This is a genomic window from Gilliamella sp. Imp1-1 (assembly GCF_001690415.1).
Lineage (GTDB): Bacteria > Pseudomonadota > Gammaproteobacteria > Enterobacterales > Orbaceae > Gilliamella > Gilliamella bombi.
The window spans coordinates 1-8,298 of sequence record NZ_LZHK01000044.1 but is presented as its reverse complement, the minus strand read 5'-3'; the positions used below and the strand labels follow the sequence as shown (position 1 = coordinate 8,298).

Sequence of the window (8,298 nt, the reverse complement as noted above, 5' to 3'; positions counted from 1 at the left end):
TTTATTTTTATTGGGGACAGTTAGTATTCTCGTGCCACCTCTACCAACAGTGCTTTTTTATTTATTAACGACCTATTTTTTAAACAATATCTCAGATCGTCTTTATAGCTATTTTACTGATAATCATTACTATCAAACTTATATATAAAAAAGAAAGCAACAAAAATAAATTTGTTTGAAATGTTAGCAATGTTTTTAATTGTATTGTAAATACCTTTTATTTTATTATTTTAGGAAAAATTAAGAATGCAGTAGGGTATATAGGCAGTAAAAAATTACAGGGTAAGTTACCCTGTAACAAATGTGAGCCTAGCTGTAAATAATTTTATTTAAGATTTTTCTTAATTTCTATAGCAAGCATTGGGTTCCACATGGCACCTGTAGCACTCATGATAGCATCGGCTCCATTATCAATAAACTGACGATAATGTTCACTAGAACTAACACCACCAACACCAACAATAACAAATTTTAGATCCATTTCTTTTCGATATTTAGCTAATCTACTTACCATATCTAAACCAGCCCAACGAATTGCATTGCCACAGACACCGCCTTCTTTTCTATTTTCACCTAAGGCAGGATTACCTTTAGCATCAACTGGTTTAGCGGACAGTGTGTTAATTGTACTTAAGCCGTCGATAATAGAACCGACACGAGTCAATAAAGAAACGATCCTTTCATCATCAGGGAAATAGGCTAGTTTTAAAATAAGTGGGCGATCAGGAACAGCTGTTTTAATAGCGTTAACAATGCGTTCGACTTTATCTATATCAAAGCAAAGTAGTTTACTTGCTCCTTCGTTTGGGCAACTTAAATTTGCTTCAAGAATAGGCGCATTGGTTTCTCTAACTAATTTTGCAGCTAAAGCATAATCGTTTTCTATTGCTTCATTGCTTTGCGTCCCCTGAAAACTACCAATTACATATTGCCCATGACCTGCAGATTTTACTGCATCAGCCATATCTGGTTGCCAAATATCTGGAGAAAAAGAAGGAACCCCAAAAGAGTTGGTAATTGATAGAGGTTGATTGTAAGCAGTATCAGCTAATACTGTATCTAAATTACACGATAATTTACCTTTAGGATGAACTGATAACACATTCGGTAATGGATGACATTTATGTAGTTTTGTTCGAACTGTTTTATATACGCATAAATCAAATCCATAGGCAAATGCAGCTTTTATGTAGTTTGCATTTAATAAAGGACCTGCCGGTATACCAAATGGTAAATTAACGTCATGGTTTAAAAATTTTGAAGATTTTGTTGGGATTTGCTCAGCTTTATCTAATTGTGTAAAAAGCCCAAATGGTCCTTGAGCATAATTATCTTCGTAGCTTATAGAAGGATTATAAAAAGGTGTTAAAGATTCCATACTATCTCCTGATCATGCATGTTCTTAAAGTGAAGTTGGGTATTAAGTTGTAATAAAAATAAAATGAATAAGGTTTTAGAGCCCAAAAAAAATCCTCCATAAGGAGGATTAAGAAATAGGAACAATAGAGAGTAGAAAGATGGGGTTGATTCAGAACTGCCAATTGGAATTAAAGACATTAAGTTATTCTCTATTGTGTAAATTTGTACACATTTTATCTGAATAAAATTAAAGTTCAATATAAAAATCATAAAAATATTTAACCAAATGAAAAGGTTATAGTATTTTTTTCTAGATTTTAAATCATAAATCCGACAATATAATCTCTCTAAAATACCCAAAATAAGCATGACCTTATCCTATTTATCGTGATAATTTTATAATTGCTTAATAACACTAAAAAAATTTCTGTCTAAAAAATGATACTTGTTGTTATTAATGTAGATAATCCATGTGGAGAGTAACTATTGTTAATGTTATCATAATTAAAAAGTTTAAATACTAGTGAGTAGGTATATAAAAATGAAAAATGAACATATTTTTAGTCCGATAACTCTACCTAATGGCGTTGAACTAAAAAATCGTATAATGATGGCCCCAATGACAACTTGTTCTGGTTTTTATGATGGTTCAGTTACTCAAGATCTAATTGAATATTATCGTGTACGATCTGGTGAAATAGGGACAATTATTGTTGAATGTGGATTTGTTGATAATAAAGGATTAGCTTTTCCTGGTGCAATTGGTTTAGATAGTGATGACAAAATTGAAGGATTAGCAAAGATTGCGAAGGCAATCAAAGAAAAAGGCTCCAAAGCAGTAATTCAAGTTTACCATGGAGGGCGAATGGTTGAGCCAAAATTAATTGGTGGACAATCGCCTGTGGGGCCAAGTGCAATAGCAGCACCACGCCCTGGTGCAGCAACACCAGTAGCACTAAGCGCTGATGAAGTCGATGAAATGATAGAAAAATTTGGCCAAGCAGTGCGACGCGCTATCCAAGCTGGATTTGATGGTGTTGAAATTCATGGTGCAAATACTTATCTTATTCAACAATTCTATTCACCAAATTCAAATCAACGAGATGATAAGTGGGGGGGAAGTCGTGATAATCGTACTCAATTCCCTTTAGCCGTCTTAGATATCACTCATAATATGGTAAAGCAATATGCATCCCCAGAGTTTATCGTTGGTTATCGTTTTTCTCCAGAAGAATTAGAAATTCCAGGCATTCGTTTTGATGACACAATGTATTTGCTTGAAAAATTGGCCCTAAAAGGGCTTGATTATGTCCATTTCTCAATGGGAACAACGCTTAGACCATCGATTGTTGATACTCAAGATCCAACTCCATTAATTAAAAAATTTGTTGCGACGCGTTCACCAATTTTATCAAAAATTCCTGTTGTAGGTGTTGGTAATGTTGTTAACCAAAGTGATTTGGATAGTGCCATCGACAATGGCTATGACTTAGTTGCGGTTGGTCGAGCTTGCATTGCTTATCCTGATTGGATTAGCCGCATAAAGAAAGGTGAAAAACTAGAGCTATTTATCAATAGTGATAAACGTGAAGATCTGAATATCCCTGAACCTCTATGGCATTTTTCTCTCGTTGAAAGTTTAATTCGTGATGTGAATCTTAATATTAAAAAATTCAAACCGGGAAATTATCAAGAAAAAGTTAATGACGAATCTTACGAATTCCTTATTAATGTGGAATTAGCTAAAGACTTTATAAAAGACATGGAATTGGTAAATGCTAAAGAGTTTGATAGTAACGTTCTAGATAATTTTTCGATCATTAAAAATAGAATTATTGATTCAAATAGCCCTCATGTTGATACCATTTCTGGCGCAACAACTCAATGCGAAGCCTTCAAAAAAGCTGTGACCAAAGCAATAGCCAAATCTAACAAAGAAGCGATTCTTGCGGAAGGTGGTGATCCTAATGACCAATCTTTTGATGTTGTGGTTGTTGGTAGTGGTGGTGCAGGGCTTACTGCTGCGATCCAAGCTCATGATTTTGGTGCAAATGTGGTTATTGTTGAACAAATGTCTGTAATTGGCGGTAATACCAATAAAGCTTCAGCTGGTATGAATGCGGCAGAAACCAAATTCCAAAAACTCAAAGGTATTACAGATAGTAAAGAACTCTTTTATAACGAAACGATGACAGGCGGAAAAAATAAAAATAACCCTGATTTATTACATTATTTTGTTGAAAATGCACCAAATGCCATTGATTGGTTAGATGAAAATGGTATTGAATTAAGTGGTATTACAACAACTGGTGGAATGAGTATTGATCGAACTCACCGTCCTGAAAGTGGTGCTGCAGTAGGTGGTTTCTTAATTAGTGGTCTAGTTAAAAACATCAATAAGCGTGGTATTGATGTTATGCTTGATACTGTAGTTACTGAAATTATGACAGAAAATAATAAAGTGGTTGGTGTTAAAGTTTCAGAAGAAGATGGCTCAAATCACGTAATAAAAACAAAAGTAGTTATTATTGCAACTGGTGGGTTTAGTGCCAATACCACAATGGTTGAAAAATATCGACCCGATCTTAAAGGTTTTGTCACCACTAATCACAAAGGTGCTACTGGTTCAGGCATTATGTTATTGGAAAAACTTGGTGCAGGAACCGTTGATATGGGAGAGATTCAAATCCACCCAACGGTTGAACAAACAACATCTTATTTAATATCTGAATCGATTCGAGGTGGAGGCGCAATACTTGTATCACAAAATGGTCAACGATTCGTTAATGAACTTGATACAAGGGATAAAGTTTCAGCTGAGATTATAAAATTACCTGAGCACTATGCTTATATCTTATTTGATCAACAAGTCCGTAATGAAAACAAAGCAGTGGAAGAATATGTTTCAAATGAACTTGTATCACAAGCAAATACCATTGAAGAATTAGCACAAAAATTATCAATTGATACTAATAAATTAACTAAAACAGTAAAGCGTTATAATCAGTTTGCTATTACCAAACAAGACGAGGATTTTGGCCGAACAACAGGTATACGTCATCCAATAGAAAAAGGTCCTTTCTATGCAATAAAGATCGCACCGGGCGTTCACCATACCATGGGGGGAGTGACAATCAACACCCAAACACAAGTCCTAGATGCTAATAAAAATATCATCCAAGGGGTCTTTGCCGCAGGCGAAGTTGTTGGCGGTGTACATGGTGCTAACCGTATTGGTGGCAATGCTGTTGCTGATATCATTATTTTTGGTAGACAAGCAGGTAAAAAGGCTGCTGATTATATTAAAAATTAAATTATTACAACTAGCTGAGCTTGTTTAATATGGTATGTTCGAGATATGAATATTCTCAAACTTTAATGGGAACAACGGTGTCATTAACGCTTTTAGAGCCAAATGAAGCCGTTGCACACACTGTTTTTCAAATTATAAAAATGCTTGAGGATAAATTGACTGTTAACCGGCTATTTTCAGAAGTTATGTCAATTAATTTAGCTGCGGGTAAACACCCAGTGACAGTGAGTCGACCTATTTTTTCCCTAATTGAACAAGCTCAAAAAGTCAGTCTGTATTTCAATAGTTGCTTTAATTTTGCTATTGGCCCATTAGTTAAGCTTTGGAAGATTGGTTTCCAAGGTTATCAAGTACCATCTGCTGAATTAATAAAACAACAACTATTGTTAATTGATCCTAAAAATGTCGAACTTGATACAAACACACATTCCGTTTTTTTAAAAAAAACTGGAATGAAAATTGATTTAGGTGCAATTGCTAAAGGGTATATTGCTGATATCGTCAAATTGGTTTTACTCGAAAATCAAGTGTATCAAGGTATTATTAACTTAGGTGGAAATGTATTAACTTTAGGTGAGTGTTTAACAGAACAAAGTGGCTATTGGAATATAGGATTAAGAAAACCGTTTTCAACTAGTGATGAGCTGTCTGGGGTTATTAAAGTTAAAAATAAATCAGTTGTGACATCGGGAATTTATGAACGCTTTTTTATGCAAAATAATAAACTTTATCATCACATATTTAATCCCAAAACAGGCTATCCGTTGGACAACGAACTTGAAAGTGTGACAATAATTTCAGATTCTTCATTGGAAGGCGATATTTATTCGACTGTTTTTTATGGATGGGGGATTGAGAAAAGTACGGCGTATTTGCGAAAGAATCAAAATTTATCAGCCATATTTTTGCTAAAAAATAAAACTATAGCATTAATAAATCCTGATAACTTTAGTTTTCAAAAAACAGATACTCAATACACTATAAAAATAGATTAATTATTCAATTTGCAATAAACACAATTTTAGTTAATGATATAATTTTATTGGTTTTTTTATGAGTTCTGTTTTTGTGTAAATGACTTAATATATAATTATGTTCACTAAAAACATTCAGGTGGATTATTGATTTTATTGAATTTTTTTGATTATGCAAACATGAGCAATTATAAATAATAGCCAAACAAAGAATAGTATTATTGTAACTGAATTAAATCTTATAAATTAAATAATATTTAAGTTAAAAAGGAAAATATTATGAGCGTAGTAAAGAAACCACCAGTAAAATGGCTGCCACTTATCATTATTGTGGTAATTTCAGCGATATTTTGGTTGTTTGTACCTCCACTTGAAGGTATTAGTCAAGAAGGTTGGCAAACCAGCATCATTTTTGTTGCAACAATTGCCAGTATTGTTGCCGAAATAATGCCAATTGGTGCAGTTGGTTTATTAGCGATTACTGTTTTTGCTGTATTGAGGCCATCTGGTGCAACAACAGCGACTGAGTCAATAAAAATATCATTAAGCGAATTAAATAGTAGTCTTATTTGGTTAATTGTTATTGCCTTTATGATCGCTCGTGGGTTTATCAAAACAGGTTTAAGTAAACGTATAGCCTATTATCTTGTTAAAATTTTGGGTAAAAATACCTTAGGACTTGCTTATGGTTTATCCGTTACTGATATTGCATTGGCACCAGCTATTCCAAGTACAACAGCACGTGCTGGCGGTGTTATTTATCCAATAGCGGAAGCACTAGCAATCAATTTTAAATCCAATCCTAAAGATGAATCAAGAAATCGCATAGGTACTTTTTTAATGCTAACTATTAGCCATGTAAATGATATCACCTCGGCAATGTTTCTAACGGCATTTACAGGAAATTTATTAGCCGCTAAATTAGTTACAACATCACTAGGTATTACATTAGGGTGGGGGCAATGGTTTGTTGCAGCAATTGGGCCATGTTTAGTTTCATTCGTTGTGATACCTTTGGTGGTTTACTTTCTGACTAATCCAGAATTAAAAAGAACACCGGAAGCGCCAGAATTAGCTGCTGAAGAATTAAAGAAAATGGGGGTAATTACTGTTAAAGAAATTATTATGGGCGTTACTGTTGTACTTTTGTTAGCGCTTTGGATTTTTGGTAAAAATTTCGGTATTGATTCAACAACTACTGCGTTTATTGGCTTAACTATTTTGATCTTAACTGGTGTATTAAGCTGGGATGATATAAAAGGAGAAAAAGCTGCCTGGGACACATTAATTTGGTTTGCGGCATTACTTATGATGGCGGGGCAAGTTAATAAACTTGGTGTAACAAAATGGTTAGGGGACACAATAGGTGGAGCTGTACAAGGTCATTTAGGTGAAAGTAGTTGGGTATTAGTATTAGTTATTTTGTGTGTTGCCTATGTTTATTTACATTATTTCTTTGCAAGTGGAAATGCTCATATTGCTGCATTATTTCCCGTTTTCCTATCGATCGCTATTGCCTTAGGTGTACCAACTCTAACTGCAATTTTTGCGTTGGTTATTTGTACTAACTACTTTGGATCAATTACACAGTTTGCCAATGCTCGAAATCCACTATTATTTGCCGAAGGTTTTGTACCAGTAAAAACTTGGTGGAAAGTTGGGTTTATTTGTAGTGTTGTAAATCTAATTATCGTATTTACTGTTGGAATTTTATGGTGGAAGATAATAGGTCTGGATTAATTGTTATGTAACTATCCTCTAAAATAATACATATTCCACCTTGAATCATTAAAAAAGTTATTGGTACTGTGAATGTTAATCAATGAATTTTATAAGTGATGGTAGTAGAAATTAACGTCATTTCAGAACATTCAATGTAATAAAATGGCTTTAATTGTGAAGTGTTAGGTATTGATATTGCGGTCAGCTTACCAATAATTATCCGCTATTTGGATAAGCTGACTAAATATCATGGTCATCTAGTAAAAATATGAGTAGAGAAAAAAGAGACTATTTATTTAGTGAGATAATATTTCCCTTGATATGGCAAGAACAGTTGTGAAATTTGATGCATCAGTACGAATATCAACTCCATTTAATTCATCATTTTTAAATTGAAAATTTGAGGATAACATGCAAATAATTAAAAAATTATGTGATGACCTTAATTTGCCATATGGCGATCGATTTACTCAGGATTGGGCTTATGAGTTACCAGATCAATATAGAACAAAATATTGGTTAAATAAATATATTTTTGCATATTTATATAATGGATATTCTTCAATAGAAAAAAAAGAATTAATGATTTTATCTCTTGATGTTTGTAACGATTTAATTTCTTCGGGATTAAACCCTAATGATAAAGTTATTCAAAAGGTTTTAAATATTCTTTTTAACAATTATAAGAATTATGAGGATTTAATTAATTACTGGGCATTAGATAGTGCACCATTAACAGATTGTTTTACATTAACACCTATAATAAGAAAATTAAAATATCAAAATTATTTATAGAATTACTAAATTTTTTGTGCAGTATAAAATTTATTGGCACTACAAAGCGCCTTATTTTTAGGTATAATAATGGCTATTATATAGAATAGTGGAGTTGGTTTGATATGCATTTTTATTAATAATTAATAATTTATT

Annotated in this window: 6 protein-coding genes; 5 read left to right on the top strand and 1 reads right to left on the bottom strand. The window is 33.0% G+C overall.

The genetic code is table 11. The features are described from left to right. Positions 1 to 10 precede the first annotated feature (10 nt). On the top strand, positions 11 to 148 hold the full coding sequence (locus tag A9G38_RS12770; RefSeq protein ID WP_176713245.1) for a DUF454 family protein: 138 nt from the start codon (positions 11 to 13) through the stop codon (positions 146 to 148). Positions 149 to 325: 177 nt separating this feature from the next. Here the strand turns inward: A9G38_RS12770 and A9G38_RS03935 are convergent, their stop codons facing one another. Further along, entirely contained in the window at positions 326 to 1,378 is a 1,053-nt protein-coding gene (locus tag A9G38_RS03935) for a dihydroorotate oxidase (RefSeq protein WP_034910586.1), read from the bottom strand. 522 nt (positions 1,379 to 1,900) lie between these two features. On the opposite strand from A9G38_RS03935, the gene A9G38_RS03925 reads away from it, so the two are divergent. The 4 genes from A9G38_RS03925 to A9G38_RS03910 all read left to right on the top strand — a co-directional run bounded on the left by A9G38_RS03925 (position 1,901) and on the right by A9G38_RS03910 (position 8,163). After that, complete coding sequence (locus tag A9G38_RS03925; protein WP_034910591.1) at positions 1,901 to 4,672, top strand: flavocytochrome c; 2,772 nt, start codon at positions 1,901 to 1,903, stop codon at positions 4,670 to 4,672. Between the two features lie 77 nt (positions 4,673 to 4,749). Then, positions 4,750 to 5,667, top strand: a complete 918-nt coding sequence (locus A9G38_RS03920) for an FAD:protein FMN transferase (RefSeq protein WP_218056489.1) — start codon at positions 4,750 to 4,752, stop codon at positions 5,665 to 5,667. Positions 5,668 to 5,925: 258 nt separating this feature from the next. Next, on the top strand, positions 5,926 to 7,386 hold the full coding sequence (locus A9G38_RS03915; protein ID WP_034910597.1) for a DASS family sodium-coupled anion symporter: 1,461 nt from the start codon (positions 5,926 to 5,928) through the stop codon (positions 7,384 to 7,386). Between the two features lie 393 nt (positions 7,387 to 7,779). Beyond that, a complete protein-coding gene (locus A9G38_RS03910; protein ID WP_034910600.1) occupies positions 7,780 to 8,163 on the top strand; it encodes a hypothetical protein in 384 nt (127 codons plus the stop codon). Positions 8,164 to 8,298: the final 135 nt, after the last annotated feature.